Origin of the sequence: Pseudomonas sp. R62, assembly GCF_000257605.1 — a bacterium.
In the GTDB taxonomy this organism is placed as follows: Bacteria; Pseudomonadota; Gammaproteobacteria; order Pseudomonadales; family Pseudomonadaceae; genus Aquipseudomonas; species Aquipseudomonas atacamensis.
Window position 1 is genome coordinate 1 of sequence record NZ_AHZM01000831.1, and the last position, 1,969, is coordinate 1,969.

A 1,969-nucleotide genomic window follows, 5' to 3' on the forward strand; every position below is an offset into this window, starting at 1 on the left:
TGTTTATCGGCAGCGCCCTGCTCGCCCGTCGCGTCGAGCGCATTCGCGACCCATGGGGCGTATTTGGCTTGTTGATTGCCGGTGCAGGTCTGATTGCGCTGCTGGAGATCGCCGTGCTGGGTCGTTGGCTGGTGCTCGCGCAGAGCCATGCGGAAACCTGGCTGCTGAGTCTGGGCGTAAGCGAGCTGGCCGGTATGAGCGCGCGCTTTGCCGTGGCGGCGCTGAGCATCGTGTTTGTGCCGACCCTGCTGCTCGGCGCGGCGTTTCCTCTGGCGTTGCGCCTGAGTGTCGGCAGCGAACGTGTGGGCCGCGATGTCGGCGCCGTTGTCGCGTTCAACACCTTGGGCGGGATCATCGGTGTGATGCTTTGCGGCTTCGTATTGATTCCATTGTTGGGACTTGTCCGCACCCTCGGTCTACTGGCGCTCGTCGCAGCGACAATCGGTTATCTGGCGGTGCGCAAGGGCCATGGCGTGGCGAAAGGTCGGCGCCAGGCCGTGGTCGCACTAGGTCTGGTTTGCGTTGCAGTGGCGGTACTGACGCCCGTCGACAAACTGGCCAGCCTGTTGCCCGGCGCACGCAACGGCACGCTGGCCTTCTACGAGGAAGGACGCGGCGGCACGGTCGCGGTGGTCACTCAGGGACGTGGCGAAAATACCTTCCACCGTTTGTACATCCAGGGCGTGTCGAACACCGGCGATGCCATGCCGTCGCTGCGCTACATGCGCATTCAGGCGCTGCTGCCGCTGCTGATCCACAACGGTGAACCGCGCTCGACCCTGGTGATCGGCTTCGGCACCGGCATCACCGCAGGCGCCATGCTGCGCTATCCGGGTCTGGAACATCGCGTGGTTGCCGAGTTGCTGCCATCGGTGGTGAAAGCAGCGCCGTTGTTCAAGGGCAACTTCAATGCCGCCAGCGATCCCGGCGTCGACGTACGCCTGCGCGACGGTCGCCAGGAACTGCTGCGCAGTGCACAGACCTACGACGTGATCACCCTGGAACCGCCACCGCCCTCCGCCGCCGGCGTGGTCAATCTGTATTCGCGGGACTTCTACCAGCTGGCCGCCAGTCGCTTGCAGGACCAGGGCATCGTTGCGCAGTGGCTGCCGCTGCCGACGCAGAATATCGACGACTCGCGCTCACTGGTGCGCAGCTTCCTCGACGTGTTCCCGCATGCCTCGCTATGGACCAGCGAGTTCCACGAAATGCTGCTGGTTGGCTCAATGAAACCGATGCAACTGGACGCCGCGAAAATCACCGCGCGCTTCCAACAGGACAGCGTACGCGACACCTTGCAGGACGTCGGCATCGGCTCGGCGGCGGCGCTGCTGGCCACCTGGGTCACCGATCGCACCGGCCTGGAGCGCTTCGCCGCCGATGCACCGGCAGTGACTGATGATCAGCCGCGCATCGAATACGCGCCGTGGGTACGCAGCAAGGAAATCACCCGCGTGCTACCGGCGCTGCTGGACTTGTATCAGCCACCTACACTGGTCAATGCCGATGCCGGGTTCAGTGAACGCATGGAAACGCATCGGCAGCGGTTGATGCAGTTTTATCGGGCAAGCCTGCACGCCTACGACGGCGATCGGGACGCCTGGGGGCGGGATATCCGGGAAGTGATGCAAGGGGATCGGGCGAACCCATATTTTCGCTGGTTTGTCGGGCAGTAAGGCGGGGGCTGACAGGGTGCCTTCGCGAGCAGGCTCGCACACAGTATGACCGAGTACCACCGGTGATTTGGGTTGACAGTCAGGCCGTCATCGCGAGCAGACTCACTCCTACAAGGGGGGCGGTGTGCATCAGGAAAAATCAGGTCGACTGTCAGGCCGCCTTCGCGAGCAGGCTCGCTCCCACAGAAAAGCAGAGCAGCGCAGCTGCCCGCGGCGAAGCCGCCCCACTCAACAATGAGCGTTAGCTCGAGTGCTTTTGATCTTGATCCACCGGCGACGTCGGAAGGCTGAGC

1 protein-coding gene is annotated in these 1,969 nt (G+C 63.7%); it reads left to right on the plus strand.

Translation table 11 applies throughout. From position 1 onward, the window contains the following. Nucleotides 1-1,676: spermidine synthase (locus OQK_RS00345; protein WP_016770611.1), on the plus strand; the 1,676-nt coding region annotated here is incomplete at its 5' end. Nucleotides 1,677-1,969 lie beyond the last annotated feature (293 nt).